Here is a 14,059-nt window from a genome sequence, read left to right as displayed (position 1 = left end):
CTTCGCCGGCTGCAATCGCACGACCCTTGTCCAACTACGACCGAGCCCCATGACCACGATCGCCAAAGTCCACGCCCGCGAGATCCTCGACAGCCGCGGTAATCCCACGCTCGAAGCCGAGGTCACGCTGGCCGATGGCAGCTTCGGACGGGCGATGGTGCCCTCCGGCGCGTCCACCGGTACCCGCGAGGCGGTGGAACTGCGCGACGGCGACAAGACGCGCTACATGGGCAAGGGCGTGCGCAACGCGGTCGCCAACGTCAACGGCGCGATCGCCGAGGCGCTGCGTGGCGCGGATGCCTCCGACCAGGCCGGCGTGGACCGCCGCCTGATCGACCTCGACGGCACCGACAACAAGGGCCGCCTGGGCGCCAACGCGCTGCTCGGCGTGTCGATGGCCAACGCGCACGCGATGGCCGCCTCGCGCCGCGAGCCGCTGTGGAAGCTGCTGGCCGGCGACCGCGCGCCGGTGCTGCCGGTGCCGATGATGAACATCATCAACGGCGGTGCGCACGCCGACAACAACGTCGACCTGCAGGAATTCATGGTGCTGCCGGTGGGCTTCGATTCGTTCGCCGAGAGCCTGCGCGCCGGCACCGAGATCTTCCACGCGCTGAAGTCGGTGCTGAAGGGCCACGGCCTTTCCACGGCGGTGGGCGACGAGGGCGGCTTCGCCCCCGACCTGCGCAGCAACGTGGAAGCGCTGGACACCATCCTCGAGGCGATCGGCAAGGCCGGCTACCGCGCCGGCGACGACGTGCTGCTCGGTCTCGACGTCGCGTCCAGCGAGTTCTACGACAACGGCAAGTACCACCTGGTCGGCGAGGGCAAGCGGCTGTCCAGCGAGCAGTTCACCGAGTTCCTGGCGTCGTGGTCGGACCAGTACCCGATCGTCACCATCGAGGACGGCATGGCCGAAGGCGACTGGGACGGCTGGAACCTGCTGACCCGGCGCCTCGGCGACCGCGTGCAGCTGGTCGGCGACGACCTGTTCGTGACCAATCCGCTGATCTTCCGCCAGGGCATCGAGTCGCGGACCGCCAACGCGATCCTGATCAAGGTCAACCAGATCGGCACCCTGACCGAGACGCTGGAAGCGATCGCCATGGCCGATGCGGCCAACTACGCGGCGGTGGTGTCGCACCGCTCGGGCGAGACCGAGGACACCACCATCGCCGACATCGCCGTGGCCACCACCGCCACCCAGATCAAGACCGGCTCGCTGTGCCGCAGCGACCGCGTGGCGAAGTACAACCAGCTGCTGCGCATCGAGGAATCGCTGGGCGCCGACGCGCGTTTCGCGGGCCGCGACGCCTTCGTCTCGCTGAAGCGCTGAGCCCGACGCCATGCGCACGCTGCGGATCGTGTTGGTGCTGCTGGTCGCGCTGCTGGCGTGGCTGCAGTACCGGCTGTGGTTCGGCAGCGGCGGAAACCACGAGGTCGCGGCGCTGGTCGCGCAGGTGGAGCAGCAGGCGCGGCAGAACGAAGGCCTGCACGAGCGCAACGAGGCGCTGGCCGCCGAGGTCGCCGACCTGAAGTCGGGCGAGGCGGCGATCGAGGAGCGTGCCCGGGGCGAGCTCGGCATGATCCGTCCCGGCGAGACCTTCTACCGCGTGGTCGACCGCGCGCCGCCGCGCACGCGTGAGCCCGAAGCCGGGGTCACGCCGTGACCTGGGCGGTGGTGCCCGCTGCCGGCCGCGGCGCACGTTTCGGCGGCGACGTCCCCAAGCAGTACCTGGAGGTCGCCGGCGAGCCGCTGCTGGCGCACAGCCTGCGCGCGCTGTTCGCGCATCCCGGGGTCGAGGGCGCGGTGGTGGTGGTTGCCGCCGATGACGCCTTCTGGCCGGGCTGGACCGACTTCGAAGGCCGTCCGCTGGTCACCTGCACCGGTGCCGATTCACGCGCCGGATCGGTGCTGGCCGGCCTGGCCGCGCTGCCCGACACCGTGCGACCCGATGCCTTCGTGCTGGTGCACGATGCGGCGCGTCCCAACCTGCGGCTCGCCGACCTCGAGGCACTGCTCGAGCGCGGCCGCGAGGATCCGGTGGGCGCGATCCTCGCCGCACCGGTGCGCGACACGCTCAAGCGTGCCGGCGACGATGGTGGCATCGACGGCACCGAGCCGCGCCAGCGCCTGTGGCGCGCGCAGACACCGCAGCTGTTCCGGCGCCTGCAGCTCGGCCGCGCACTGGAGGCAGTGGCCGCGTCCGGCGTCGAGGCGACCGACGAGAGCATGGCCATGGAGCAGCAGGGCTTGCGTCCGCTGCTGGTGGAGGGCGCCGACGACAACATCAAGGTGACCACGCCGGCGGACCTGGCCTATTTCGAATACCTGGTCGCGCTGCGCGCGCGCGGTGGCAGGGCGTGAGCGTGCGCATCGGCTTCGGCTACGACGTACACGCCTTCGGCGACGGCGACCACGTGATGCTCGGCGGCGTGCGCGTGCCACACGACCGTGGCCTGGTGGCGCACAGCGACGGCGACGTGATCCTGCACGCGCTGTGCGATGCCATCCTCGGCGCGCTGGCGCTGGGCGACATCGGCGTGCACTTTCCGCCGTCCGACGACCGTTGGAAGGGTGCCGACAGCCGCGTGCTGCTGCGCCACTGCGTGGCGCTGGCGGCCGCGCGCGGCTGGGAGGTGGGCAACACCGACGCCACGGTGATCTGCGAGCGGCCCAAGGTGGGGCCGCATGCACTCGCCATGCGCGAAGCGATCGCCGCCGACCTCGGCATCGCCCTGGACGCGGTGAGCGTGAAGGCCACCACCAGCGAGCAGCTCGGTTTCATCGGCCGCGGCGAGGGCATCGCCGCCCAGGTCGCCTGCCTGCTCGTCAGGGCATGAGCGAGGCGTCGCCGCGCGCCCACGGCGCGCCGGTGCTGCGCGCCGCGATGCGCAGCGTGGCCGAGGACTTCGACGTCACCGAGCTGCACGGCTTCGAGGCCAGCGGTGCGGGTGAGCACCTGTTGCTCGGCATCGAGAAGCGCGGCATGAACACCGCCTACGTCGCGCAGCGGCTGGCGGACTGGGCGGGCGTGGACATCGCGGCGATCGGCTACGCCGGACTCAAGGACCGCCACGCGGTGACCCGGCAGCGCTTCACCGTGCACCTGCCGCGCAGGCAGGCGCCGGACATCGCCGCACTCGACTGGCAGGAGCCGGAGAGCGGGCAATCGCTGCGTGTCACCAGCCACGCCTGGCATTCGCGCAAGCTGCCGCGTGGCGCGCTGGCCGGCAATCGCTTCGTCCTGCGGCTGCGCAACGTGGCCGGCGATCGCGATGCGATCGAGGCGCGGCTGCAGGCGATCGCGGCGCGCGGCGTGCCCAACTACTTCGGCGAACAGCGTTTCGGCCATGGCGGTGGCAACGTCGACAAGGCGTTGCGCATGTTCGCGGGGCAGCGGGTACGGCGCGACGAGCGCACGCTGTTGCTGTCGGCGGCGCGCTCGGCGCTGTTCAACCGCGTGCTGGCCGCGCGCGTCGCGGCGGCAAGCTGGGACCGCGGCCTGGAGGGCGAGGCCTGGATGCTCGATGGCAGCCGCAGCGTGTTCGGTCCGCTGCCGTGGGACGACACCCTTGCCGCGCGGCTGGCGGACTTCGATATCCATCCAAGCGCGCCGCTGTGGGGGCGTGGCGAGCTGCGCAGCGAAGGCGAGGCACGCGCCGTCGAGCTGGCCGCGCTCGAAGACGATGAGTGCCTGGCGCTGCGCTCGGGGCTGGAGGCGGCGGGCCTGAAACAGGAGCGGCGCGCCACGCGCCTGCGCCCCGGCGACCTCGCCTGGCAGGACCTCGGCGACGATGGCATCGAGCTGCGCTTCGACCTTCCCCCAGGCACGTATGCGACCACGGTGCTGGCCGAACTGGGTGTCGTCGAAGACGCCAGCCGGCGCGGCTGAGCCGTCCGTCGGAAACCGCCGGTCGGCACTGGCTGGCCCCGGATGGCGGGTATACACCGGTCCTGCACGCCGCCACCGGGCGGCAGCGACGGGAGACAGTCATGAATACCTGCTTTCGGAGTGGGCTTGGCGCCTTGGCGCTACTCGCGCTTGCCGGTTGCGCAAGCGGTGGTGGCGTCGCCTCGGTCCCCACTGGCGATGTCCTGGTGACCGACACGGCCTACATGGCGAATGTCGAAGAAGTCGCGCGCCGCCGTGGCGTGGATGTGCAGTGGATTGCTCCGCCACTCAAGCGGCTTCCGCGCGGCTCCGCGCAGTAGTTCAGCGCCTTGCCAGCAACACCAGCACCGCGCCCGTCCCGCCCTGTGCGGCGGGTGCGGAATGAAACGCCAGCACGTCCGCGCGCTGGCGAAGGATCCGGTCGACCACGTTCTTCAGCACCGGCAGGCTGTCGCTGGAGTTGAGCCCTTTGCCGTGCACGACACGCACGCAGCCGAAGCCTGCATCGCGCGCCTCGGCGAGGAAGCGGCGCAGCAGCGCCTCGGCGGTGGCGGCGTCGCTGTGGTGCAGGTCGAGCTCGTCCTGCGCGGCATACAGGCCCTGTGACAGGCGTTTGAGCGTCCGCGGCGGCACCTGGTCGCGGCGATGCGAAAGCGCGTCACCGCGGTCCAGCACGAAGGCCTCGCCACGGCCCAGCCGGAAATCCTCGCGCGCCTGCGCCTCGTCCTGTTCGGCCATGCGCGCGCGCGGGCGTGGGCGCGGCCTGGCCGGTGGCAGCGGCGCACCCGGAAGCTCGCGCACGTTGCCGATCGCCGCGCGGAACAGGGCGGCATCGTCGACCACGCCGTGGTCGTCGGGCGCGGGCGCTTCGGGGCGGTCTCGCTTGGCCATGGTGGAAGCGTAACGCGTCCGCCAACGGCGCATGCGCGGGCCGGCTGCGTCGCCATCCGCTATGATGTCTGGCCCACCGCGACGCGGCGACATCAGAAGGTTCAGCGCGCTTGGAAGGCCATGAGAGTCCTCGTTAGCAACGACGACGGCGTCGATGCACCCGGCATCCGCGCCCTCGCCGAGGGGCTGCGCGCCGCCGGGCACGAGGTCATCGTCGTCGCGCCCGACCGCGACCGCTCCGGTGCCAGCAATTCGCTGACCCTCGACCTGCCGCTGCAGGTCGTGCAGGTCGACGCGGAGACCTGGCGCGTGCACGGCACGCCCACCGACTGCGTGCACGTGGCGATCACCGGCATGCTCGAGGTCGAGCCCGACATCGTGGTGTCCGGCATCAACAACACCGCCAACCTCGGTGACGACGTCATCTACTCCGGCACCGTGGCCGCAGCGATGGAAGGCCGCTTCCTGGGCCTGCCCGCGGTGGCGGTGTCGCTGGCCACGCGTGACCACGTGGGCCTCCACTACGAGACCGCCGCCCGCGCCGCGGTCGAGATCGTGGCGCGGCTCAAGGCCGACCCGCTGCCGGCCGACACCATCCTCAACGTCAACGTGCCCGACATCCCGTGGGCCGAGGTGGAAGGCTTCGAGGTGACCCGGCTCGGCAACCGCCATCGCGCCGAACCCTGCATTCCGGTGCAGGATCCGCGCGGCCGCCGGTTCTGGTGGATCGGCGCCGCGGGTCCCGAGCAGGATTCCGGCCCCGGGACCGACTTCCACGCCGTGCGCACCCGGCACATCGCGATCACCCCGATCCAGGTCGACCTCACGCGCTACCAGGCGCTGGAACAGGTGGCTGCATGGGTGGGCGGGCTTGAAGCCGCGCTGCGCAACGGGAGTGGCGCATGATCCAGCGCATCCGCCTGCAGCCCGAAGCGATCGGCGTCGGCATGACCTCGCAGCGCGCGCGTGACCGGCTCATCGAGCGGCTGCGCGGCCACGGCATCGTCGACGAGCGCGTGCTCAACGCGATCCGCACGGTGCCGCGACACCTGTTCATCGACGAGGCGCTCGCCACCCGCGCCTACGAGGACACCGCACTGCCCATCGGCCACGGCCAGACCATTTCGCAGCCGTGGGTGGTGGCGCGCATGACCGAAGCCCTGTTCGCCGACGGCGTGCAGCCCAGGCGCGTGCTGGAGATCGGCACCGGCTCCGGCTACCAGGCGGCGATCCTCGGGGCGCTCGGCCTGGAGGTGTTCACGGTCGAGCGCATCGGCGAGCTGCTGCGCGTTGCGCGCAAGCGTTTCCGCTCGCTGGGCCTCAACGTGCGCAGCAAGCATGACGACGGCCGCATCGGCTGGCCGGAGGAAGCGCCGTTCGACGGCATCCTGGTCACCGCGGGCGCGCCGGCGCTGGTCGATGCGCTGACCGCGCAGCTTGCGCCCGGCGGCGTGCTGGTCGCGCCGGTCGGCATGGGCGGTGCGCAGTCGCTGCTGCGCCTGCGCAAGGATTCCGACGGCAATGTCGTGCAGGACGTGCTGGCCAACGTCGCGTTCGTGCCACTGCTGTCGGGGATGATCGATTGAGCGGCGGCACGTCCGGTCCGCCGCAAGCCGGCGAGCCGGTAGACGCAGGCTCGCTTGGCGAGCAGCTGTCCGCGGTCATCGCGCGGCTGCCAGCAGGCGAGATGACGCTCGGCAGCCTGCTCGAGGTGCTGGGCGACGAAGGCCTGCTGGTGATCGCCATCCTGCTCACCCTGGTATTCCTGATCCCGGTGTCGATCCCCGGCGTGAGCACGGTGTTCGGTGCGGCGATCCTGCTGGTCGGCATCAGTCGCCTGTCCGGGCGCCCGCTATGGGTCCCGGCGCGGTTGCGCACGCGTGCACTGCCGGCCGACCGCCTGCGCCCGGCGCTCACCGCGGGCATGGCCTGGGTGCGGCGCCTGGAACGCGTCAGTCGTCCGCATCGCATGCGTGCCGTGGTGGATGGCCGTGCGGTGGAGGCGTTCAACAACCTCGCTTTCATCTTCGCGGCACTGCTGCTGATGGCGCCGTTCGGATTCGTTCCGTTCAGCAACACGCTGCCGGCGCTGGCGCTGCTGCTTTACGCTGTCGGCTTCATCCAGCGCGACGGCGGTGCGGTCCTGCTGGGACACTTGGCCACGATCGGCACGGTCGCGTACTTCAGCGTGCTGATCGGCGGTGGTGGCCTGGCCATCCGCGAGCTGATGCAGCGGATGGCCGGATGAGCGGCCGCGACCCGGAACGGAGCACACCACACCGCATGACCAGCCACTTCCGCGCAACGCGCCCCCTCGTCGCCATCACCGTCGCGTGCGTGTTGTCGGTCGTGCTCGCGTCCTGCGGCAGCAGCAAGGTGGTGCGCGAAGGCGGCACGTCGGCGCCGCGGGTGTCGGCCCCCAAGCATGGGCAGTCGGTCACCGTGCAAAAGGGTGACAACCTCTACCGGCTGGCGGTCAACAACGGCATCAGCCCGCTCGACCTGGCGATGTGGAACAGCGTGCAGCCGCCTTACACCATCTATCCCGGACAACGGCTGCGGCTGTATCCGTCCGCGGGTTCGGGCGGCGCGCGCGTCGCCACCGGCACCCCGACCACGGTGGCGCGGCCGCCCACCAGCGCCAGCGGCCGTCGCGTCGAGCCGACCCAGGCACCGCCGCAGCCCACCGGCCCCGCGCCGGCGACCAGCGCCATCGGCTGGCGCTGGCCCGCGGACGGCAACATCGTGGCCCGCTACGTGGCCGGCGATCCCACCCGCCAGGGCATCGACCTTGCCGGCCGGGCGGGGCAGCCCGTGCGTGCCGCCGGCGACGGCGTGGTGGTGTATTCCGGTTCCGGCCTGGTCGGCTACGGCGAACTTGTGATCGTCAAGCATGACGAGCAGTGGCTGTCGGCCTACGGACACAACCGCCGGCGCATGGTCGCCGAAGGCGAGCGCGTGAAGGCCGGGCAGCAGATCGCCGAGATGGGCCGCACCGGCGCCGATCGCGACATGCTGCACTTCGAGATCCGCTACAACGGCAAGCCGGTCGACCCGCTGCGCTACCTGCCGACGCGCTGAGGCGGACCTGCCGCGCCTGCGCTTGCTCAGGCGTTGATGATGAACGCCGCGACCACGCGGCGGCCTTCGCTGGCCAGCACGCTGTAGGTGCGCGCCGCTGCGGCATTGGTCATCGCCTCGAGGCCCACGCCGCGGCGCAGGCAGGCCGCCAGCGTGCGCGGCGGCGGAAAGCCCTGCGCCTCGCCGGTGCCCAGCACCACCACTTCGGGATCGAGCGCCAGCAGCGGCTCAAGCATCTCCGGCTCCAGGCTGGCCACGTCGGTGGCCGCCCAGCCGGTGATCAGCTGCCTGGGCGTGATGATGAAACTCGCCTCAAGGCGCAGTTCGTTGACCAGCGCCGAGCGCCCGTCGGCACCGCGCAGGACGTAGTCGAAATCGGGGAGTTCGTGGGCGATCTGCATGGTGGAAGCGGCGCGGGTTGTTCAGCCGCGGGGCAGCACGATCTGGCGCTTGTCGCGGCTGGGGCGGTAAAGCACGGCCACGTGGCCGATGCGCTGGACCAGCGCGGCACCACTCTGCCTGGCAAGGTCGGCGATCAGCGCGTCGCGCGACTCGCGGTCGGCGGCGGCCACCTTCACCTTGATCAGTTCATGGTGCTCGAGGGCACCATCGAGTTCGGCCACGACGGCAGGGGTCAGGCCCTTGCCACCGATTTGCAGCATGGCCTTCAGGTCGTGGGCCTGGCCGCGCAGGAAACGGGTCTGGGCGGAGGTCAGGTCGACGTTCATGTGAGAGGCATGGAGTTCGGGAGGCGCAGGGTATCATGGCGGCCCGCTGCAGCCCGGCAGCCGCAAGTCCCCTCGCGATGGCCACCCGCAGCAAGAGCAGCCAACGCTGGCTCAAGGAACACTTCTCCGATCCCTACGTCAAGAAGGCGCAGGCGGAGGGGATGCGCTCGCGCGCGGCGTACAAGCTCGAGGAGCTGGTCGCCCGCGACCGCCTGCTGAAGCCCGGCATGACCGTGGTCGACCTCGGCGCCGCCCCAGGTGGCTGGTCGCAGTGGGTCCGCCAGGCGCTCGGCGACAGCGGCCGGGTGGTCGCCCTCGACATCCTGGACATGCCGCCGCTCGCCGGCGTCGACTTCCTTCATGGCGATTTCAGGGACGCTGTGGTGCTCTCGCAGCTTGAATCCATGCTGGGCGGCGAGCCCGTCGACCTTGTGTTGTCCGACATGGCCCCCAACAAGAGTGGTATGGACGCCGTCGACCAGCCGCGGGTGATGCACCTGGCGGAGCTGGCCATGGAGTTCGCCGACCAGCACCTGCGCCCCGGTGGCGCGCTGCTGATCAAGCTGTTCCACGGCGTGGGTTTCGACGACTACGTGCGCGAGCTGCGTCGGCGATACACCAAGGTGGCGATCCGCAAGCCGGCGGCATCGCGCAAGCGTTCGCCGGAAGTCTATGCCCTGGCGCAGGGCAAGCTGGCACACATCAAGTAAGGTAGCGGCGTTGCCGCGGAGCGAACAAAGAATGAACGACCTGGTCAAGAATCTGATGCTGTGGGTGGTGGTCGCCGTCGTGCTGATGGCGGTCTTCAACAGCTTCAGCCCCAAGGTGGCAGCCGGCCAGGACGTGATCTATTCGCAGTTCATGACCGACGTCCGCAACGACCGCATCAAGGCCGTGGACATCTCCAGCGACGAGCGCTCCATCAAGTTCGAGCGCAAGGACGGCAGCCAGGGCGCGACCACCGCGCCGCGCCGCGACGAGAAGATGGTCGACGACCTGATCAACCACAACGTGGAGATCAAGCAGGCGCCGCCGGAGTCGGGCGTCACGCTGTGGTCGCTGCTGCTCAACTTCCTGCCGGTGCTGCTGATCATCGGCTTCTGGTTCTTCATGATGCGGCAGATGCAGCAGGGCGGAAGCAAGGGCGCGATGTCCTTCGGCCGTTCGCGCGCCAAGCTGCTCAACGAGGACCAGGTCAAGGTCACTTTCGCCGACGTCGCCGGTTGCGACGAGGCCAAGGAAGAAGTGTCCGAGCTGGTCGAGTTCCTGCGCGATCCGTCGCGCTTCCAGAAGCTCGGCGGCAAGATCCCGCGCGGCGTGCTGATGGTCGGCCCGCCCGGCACCGGCAAGACGCTGCTGGCGCGCGCCATCGCCGGCGAGGCCAAGGTGCCGTTCTTCTCGATCTCCGGTTCCGACTTCGTCGAGATGTTCGTCGGCGTGGGCGCGTCGCGCGTGCGCGACATGTTCGAGCAGGCCAAGAAGCATGCGCCGTGCATCATCTTCATCGACGAGATCGACGCCGTCGGCCGCCACCGCGGTGCCGGCCTGGGCGGCGGGCATGACGAGCGCGAGCAGACGCTGAACCAGCTGCTGGTCGAGATGGATGGCTTCGAGGGCGGCGAGGGCGTGATCGTGGTCGCCGCCACCAACCGCCCCGACGTGCTCGATCCGGCGCTGCTGCGCCCGGGCCGCTTCGACCGCCAGGTCGTGGTGGGCCTGCCCGATGTGCGCGGCCGCGAGCAGATCCTGCAGGTGCACATGCGCAAGGTGCCGCGGGCCGACGATGTCGAGCCGATGGTGGTCGCGCGCGGCACGCCCGGCTTCTCCGGTGCGGACCTCGCCAACCTGGTCAACGAGGCGGCGCTGTTCGCGGCGCGCGAGAACGCGAAGGAAGTCCGCATGGACCACTTCGACAAGGCGCGCGACAAGATCCTGATGGGCGCCGAGCGCCGTTCGATGGCGATGAGCGAGGAAGAGAAGACCAACACCGCCTACCACGAGGCGGGCCACGCCATTGTCGGGCGCCTGGTTCCGGATCATGACCCGGTCTACAAAGTCACGATCATTCCGCGCGGCCGCGCGCTGGGCGTGACCCAGTTCCTGCCCGAGGGCGACCGCTACAGCTCCACCCGCGAAAGCCTGCACAGCCGCCTGGCGACGCTGTACGGCGGCCGCGTCGCCGAGGAGCTGATCTTCGGCGCGGACAAGGTCACCACTGGTGCGTCCAACGACATCGAGCGCGCGACCAAGATGGCGCGCAACATGGTCACCAAGTGGGGTCTGTCCGACGAGCTGGGCCCGATCGCCTATGGCGAGGAGGAGGACGAGGTGTTCCTCGGGCGTTCGGTCACGCAGCACAAGAGCGTGTCCGACGAGACCGCGCGCAGGATCGACGAGGAGGTTCGCGAGATCCTCGACAACGCGTTCAACCGCACCAAGGCCATCCTCACCGAGAACATCGACAAGCTGCACGCCATGGCGAAGCTGCTGCTCGAGTACGAGACCATCGACGTGCCGCAGATCGACGCCATCATGGAAGGCCGCGACCCGCCGCCGCCGATCGGCTGGAACAAGGACAAGTCGGCAGGTTCCGGCAAGGACGGCAAGGGCGACCCGCAGCCCATGCCGCCGATCGCTGGGCCCGCCGCGCAGACCTGAGGCGGGCCCGGGCGCCCGGGCCAAGGCCCGGAGCCGGTGCAGCGGCCGATCGTCGCCGCTGCGTGCGTTCTGCTGGGTAGCGGTGCCAGCCCCGGACACGCACGCCGTGTCGTGCCCGGACCCGCGCCGACCCGCAACCGCGCGGAGAGGCCGCTCTCGCATGTCCGACTGGACCGCATCGCTGAGGCGCGGCTTGGCCGAATTCCGGCGGCGTCGCGTGTTCCGCGTCATGGCCGTCTACCTCGTGGTCGCCTGGCTGCTGGTCCAGGTGGCCGACGCCACGTTCGAACCGCTGGCGTTGCCGGAATGGTCGACACGGCTGCTGATCGTGTTGCTCGCGCTGGGCTTCGTGCTCGCCTGCGCGCTGGCGTGGATCTACGACATCGGCCCCAGGGGCATCGAACGCACCTCCCTGCCGGCGCCGGGCCCCGGCCCGCAGCCGTCGCCGAATAGGCGTGCGGCCCCGGCATCGCCGCTGGCAGCGTCCGCCGCGGTCGCGAGCGCGGCCCCGGAGGCCGCGGGCGTCCCAGCCGATGAAGCCTCGGTGGCGATCCTGCCGTTCTCCGACCTCAGCGAGACCCACGACCAGGATTTCTTCTGCGACGGGCTGGCCGAGGAGATCCTCAACGCGCTGACCCGGGTCGGCGGCCTGCGCGTGGCATCGCGGACGTCCTCGTTCCGTTTCCGCGACGGCGGCACCGACATCCGCGAGATCGGCCGCCAGCTCAGGGTCGCCGCGATCATGGAGGGCAGCGTGCGCAAGGCCGGGGAACAGGTCCGCGTGACCGCGCAGCTGGTGGACGCGGGCACCGGCTACCACCTGTGGTCGCACAACTTCGATCGCCGGCTCGAGGACATCTTCGCGATCCAGGAGGAAATCGCGCGCAAGGTGGTCGAGCTGATGCGCCCGTCCCTGAAGCCGACGGTCGAGCTCGACCTGCAGCGCTATGCGCCTCGCGACATGCGCGCCTACGAGTTCTACCTGCGCGGCCGGCAGCTGGAGCAGCGGACCACCACGCTGAGCTGGCGCCAGGCGCCACAGATGTTCCGCAAGGCGATCGAGATCGATCCCGGCTACGCGCATGCGCATGCGGGCCTGGCCGATGCGCTGGTCGAACTGGCGCTGTGGCGCCTGGAACCGCCGCATCGTGTGCTGGATGAAGCCCGCGCCGCGGCACGCCGGGCGCTGGAACTTGCGCCGGAACTCGCCGAAGCGCACGTCGCCTACGCGCACACGCTGTCGCTGGACGGGCGGCACGATGACGCAACGACCGCCTTCGAGCGTGCGCTCGAACTGGATCCCACGCTGTATGTCGCGCACTACTACTTCGCCAGGCATTGCTTCGCGCAGGGCGCGTTCGCGCGGGCGGTCGACCTGTTCGAATCCGCGCATGCCGCCGACCCGGGGGAATTCCAGGCGCTGGCGCTCGCGGTCAACGCGGCGGAGGCGGCCGGTGAAACCACGCGCATGCAACGGCTGATGCGCGCTGCGCTGGAGGCCTGCCTGCACCAGGTCGAGATCGATCCGGACAACGCCCGCGCGCATTACCTGGCCGCCGGATTGCTGCTGCACAAGGGCGATGTCGACGGCGGGCATCGCCTCATCCAGGTGGCGCTCGGCCTGCGCCCGGCGGACTTCGACACGCTGTACAACGCGGCCTGCTTCTATGCCCAGGCACATGAGCCGGACCGTGCCCTCGACCTGCTGGAACGGGCGGTCGCCGCCGGGCTGGGGTTCCGCGACTGGATCGAACACGATTCCGACCTGGCCAACCTGCGCGACCTGCCGCGCTACCGCGAGATCCTCGCGCGCCTGGACTGAGCCGGCGTCGCTATCATGGGACGCCCGACGGAGCCGCCCAATGTTCGACACCGTGCCCCAACTCGACTGCGCAGGCCGCATGCTCCGGCTCGACCGACCGCGCGTGATGGGCATCGTCAACGTCACGCCGGATTCGTTCTCCGATGGCGGCGAACACGCCGACACCGATGCGGCCGTCGCCCACGGCCTGAAGCTCGCGGCCGAGGGCGCGGACATCCTCGACATCGGCGGCGAATCCACGCGCCCCGGCTCCGACAGCGTCGGCGTGGAAGAGGAACTGCGCCGCGTGGTGCCGGTGATCGAGCGCCTGGCGCGCGAGACCACGCTGCCGATCAGCATCGACACCTACCGGCCGGAGGTGATGCGCGCCGCGGTCGCGGCCGGCGCCGGCATGGTCAACGACATCAATGCGCTGCGCAGCGCAGGCGCGCTCGATGCGGTCGCGGAGCTGCGCGTGCCGGTCGTGCTGATGCACATGCTCGGCGAGCCGCGTTCGATGCAGGATGCGCCGGACTACGACGACGTGGTCGGTGAAGTGCATCGCTTCCTGGCCGAGCGCATCTTCGCCGCGGAGATGGCCGGCATCGAGCGCAAGCGCATCATCGCCGACCCGGGCTTCGGCTTCGGCAAGTCGCGCGAGCACAACCTGGCGCTGCTTGCCCAACTGCAGCGCTTCACCGAGCTCGGCGTGCCGGTGCTGGCCGGGCTGTCGCGCAAGCGCACGATCGGCGACATCACCGGCCGCGAGGAGGCGCGTGATCGCGTGCACGGTTCCGTCGCCGCGCACCTCATCGCCGCCCAGCGCGGTGCGATGCTGCTGCGTGTCCACGACGTCGCCGCGACCATCGATGCGATCAATGTGTGGCTGGCGGTCGACGCGGTGCCCATGCCGCGCCCGAAGGGCCAGGCACCATCGATCAGCTGGCCCGAGTAAGCGGCCGCTCGCGTAAGCTGCGCCCCGGGGAGGCCCGGCGTCCGGGCCC

Annotated in this window: 16 protein-coding genes; 13 read left to right on the top strand and 3 right to left on the bottom strand. The window is 70.6% G+C overall.

Translation table 11 applies throughout. From position 1 onward, the window contains the following. Window positions 1-49: 49 nt before the first annotated feature. The 5 genes from eno to truD are packed head-to-tail and all read left to right on the top strand — an operon-like array spanning window position 50 to window position 3,896. A complete protein-coding gene (eno, locus tag JHB91_RS05840) occupies window positions 50-1,336 on the top strand; it encodes a phosphopyruvate hydratase (RefSeq protein WP_199472060.1) in 1,287 nt (428 codons plus the stop codon). Between the two features lie 10 nt (window positions 1,337-1,346). Further along, on the top strand, window positions 1,347-1,670 hold the full coding sequence (ftsB, locus tag JHB91_RS05835; protein ID WP_199375306.1) for a cell division protein FtsB: 324 nt from the start codon (window positions 1,347-1,349) through the stop codon (window positions 1,668-1,670). Next, window positions 1,667-2,368, top strand: a complete 702-nt coding sequence (ispD, locus tag JHB91_RS05830; RefSeq protein ID WP_199375307.1) for a 2-C-methyl-D-erythritol 4-phosphate cytidylyltransferase — start codon at window positions 1,667-1,669, stop codon at window positions 2,366-2,368. The genes ftsB and ispD overlap by 4 nt, the downstream gene beginning before the upstream one ends. Continuing rightward, window positions 2,365-2,844 carry a 2-C-methyl-D-erythritol 2,4-cyclodiphosphate synthase gene (ispF, locus tag JHB91_RS05825; RefSeq protein ID WP_199472059.1) on the top strand — a complete coding sequence of 160 codons (480 nt, stop codon included), beginning with the start codon at window positions 2,365-2,367 and terminating at the stop codon, window positions 2,842-2,844. The genes ispD and ispF overlap by 4 nt, the downstream gene beginning before the upstream one ends. Next, complete coding sequence (gene truD, locus JHB91_RS05820) at window positions 2,841-3,896, top strand: tRNA pseudouridine(13) synthase TruD (RefSeq protein ID WP_199472058.1); 1,056 nt, start codon at window positions 2,841-2,843, stop codon at window positions 3,894-3,896. The genes ispF and truD overlap by 4 nt, the downstream gene beginning before the upstream one ends. Before the next feature lie 321 nt (window positions 3,897-4,217). Here the strand turns inward: truD and JHB91_RS05815 are convergent, their stop codons facing one another. After that, window positions 4,218-4,787, bottom strand: coding sequence for a Smr/MutS family protein (locus JHB91_RS05815; protein WP_199472057.1), 570 nt, complete (start codon window positions 4,785-4,787; stop codon window positions 4,218-4,220). Window positions 4,788-4,907: 120 nt separating this feature from the next. Between JHB91_RS05815 and surE the strand changes: the two genes are divergently transcribed. The 4 genes from surE to JHB91_RS05795 are packed head-to-tail and all read left to right on the top strand — an operon-like array spanning window position 4,908 to window position 7,868. Then, window positions 4,908-5,693 carry a 5'/3'-nucleotidase SurE gene (gene surE / locus JHB91_RS05810; protein ID WP_199375311.1) on the top strand — a complete coding sequence of 262 codons (786 nt, stop codon included), beginning with the start codon at window positions 4,908-4,910 and terminating at the stop codon, window positions 5,691-5,693. Next, the gene (locus JHB91_RS05805; protein ID WP_199472056.1) at window positions 5,690-6,373 is read left to right on the top strand and encodes a protein-L-isoaspartate(D-aspartate) O-methyltransferase; all 684 of its coding nucleotides are present in this window, start codon (window positions 5,690-5,692) and stop codon (window positions 6,371-6,373) included. Before surE ends, JHB91_RS05805 begins: the two co-directional genes overlap by 4 nt. Next, complete coding sequence (locus JHB91_RS05800; protein WP_233398524.1) at window positions 6,370-7,035, top strand: exopolysaccharide biosynthesis protein; 666 nt, start codon at window positions 6,370-6,372, stop codon at window positions 7,033-7,035. Before JHB91_RS05805 ends, JHB91_RS05800 begins: the two co-directional genes overlap by 4 nt. Further along, the gene (locus JHB91_RS05795) at window positions 7,032-7,868 is read left to right on the top strand and encodes a peptidoglycan DD-metalloendopeptidase family protein (protein WP_199472055.1); all 837 of its coding nucleotides are present in this window, start codon (window positions 7,032-7,034) and stop codon (window positions 7,866-7,868) included. The genes JHB91_RS05800 and JHB91_RS05795 overlap by 4 nt, the downstream gene beginning before the upstream one ends. A gap of 26 nt (window positions 7,869-7,894) precedes the next feature. On the opposite strand, the gene JHB91_RS05790 is transcribed toward JHB91_RS05795, so the two are convergent. Both JHB91_RS05790 and yhbY read right to left on the bottom strand, forming a co-directional pair. Next, entirely contained in the window at window positions 7,895-8,269 is a 375-nt protein-coding gene (locus JHB91_RS05790; RefSeq protein ID WP_199472054.1) for an Mth938-like domain-containing protein, read from the bottom strand. Window positions 8,270-8,290: 21 nt separating this feature from the next. Beyond that, window positions 8,291-8,596: a ribosome assembly RNA-binding protein YhbY gene (yhbY, locus tag JHB91_RS05785; protein WP_199375315.1), complete on the bottom strand. Its 306-nt coding sequence runs from the start codon at window positions 8,594-8,596 to the stop codon at window positions 8,291-8,293. A 77-nt stretch (window positions 8,597-8,673) separates the two neighbouring features. Here yhbY and rlmE point away from each other — a divergent pair, with 77 nt between their 5' ends. From rlmE to folP, 4 genes are all read left to right on the top strand, one after another. Next, window positions 8,674-9,306 (top strand): 23S rRNA (uridine(2552)-2'-O)-methyltransferase RlmE, encoded by a 633-nt coding sequence (rlmE, locus tag JHB91_RS05780; RefSeq protein ID WP_199375699.1) that lies wholly within the window; start codon window positions 8,674-8,676, stop codon window positions 9,304-9,306. 31 nt (window positions 9,307-9,337) lie between these two features. Beyond that, on the top strand, window positions 9,338-11,254 hold the full coding sequence (gene ftsH / locus JHB91_RS05775) for an ATP-dependent zinc metalloprotease FtsH (RefSeq protein WP_199472053.1): 1,917 nt from the start codon (window positions 9,338-9,340) through the stop codon (window positions 11,252-11,254). Between the two features lie 160 nt (window positions 11,255-11,414). Continuing rightward, the gene (locus JHB91_RS05770) at window positions 11,415-13,076 is read left to right on the top strand and encodes a tetratricopeptide repeat protein (protein ID WP_199472052.1); all 1,662 of its coding nucleotides are present in this window, start codon (window positions 11,415-11,417) and stop codon (window positions 13,074-13,076) included. A 40-nt stretch (window positions 13,077-13,116) separates the two neighbouring features. Beyond that, window positions 13,117-14,010, top strand: a complete 894-nt coding sequence (gene folP / locus JHB91_RS05765; RefSeq protein ID WP_199472051.1) for a dihydropteroate synthase — start codon at window positions 13,117-13,119, stop codon at window positions 14,008-14,010. The last annotated feature ends 49 nt before the right edge of the window (window positions 14,011-14,059 follow it).

Source organism: Luteimonas sp. MC1828 (assembly GCF_016461615.1).
Classification (GTDB): Bacteria; Pseudomonadota; Gammaproteobacteria; order Xanthomonadales; family Xanthomonadaceae; genus Luteimonas.
This window is presented reverse-complemented; position numbering and strand designations above follow the sequence as displayed.